Genomic DNA, 411 nt, shown 5'->3' on the forward strand with positions numbered 1-411 from the left:
CGCCGGAACAGCACGTGGTCCAGGGAAAGCCGGCCGCCGTTGAAGCCCAGCGCCAGCGCGGTGAGACCGAGCACCAGCACCAGTTCGTAGCCGCCTTCGCCGGTCAGGCCGTGCGCCGCGTGCACCGAGATCAGCGCGCCGGCCATGTTGATCGCGTAGCCGATGGCGACCACCGGCAGCAGGAAGCCGACCACGAACGCGATCGATCCGAGCAGTTCGAGCACGATCACGAGGAACGCGGAGACGCTCGGCAGCGGAATGCCGATCTGGCTGAACATGTCGGCGGTCGCCCCGACGCCGCTGTCCCATTTCTGCAGGCCGTGGGCGAAGAACACCACCGCGATGCCGATCCGGCCGAGCAGCAGCGCGACGTCCTTGACTCGAGTCAACATGGAGACAGCTCCCGATAGG

The 411-nt window shown here is 67.4% G+C and carries 1 protein-coding gene; it reads right to left on the reverse strand.

Translation table 11 applies throughout. The annotated features are described in order from the left end of the window. The coding region (locus tag I6F33_RS38070; RefSeq protein WP_225145808.1) for a DoxX family protein at positions 1-392 on the reverse strand (392 nt) is incomplete at its 3' end. Between the last annotated feature and the right edge of the window lie 19 nt (positions 393-411).

This window comes from Bradyrhizobium sp. BRP20 (assembly GCF_020194215.1).
Lineage (GTDB): Bacteria > Pseudomonadota > Alphaproteobacteria > Rhizobiales > Xanthobacteraceae > Bradyrhizobium > Bradyrhizobium yuanmingense.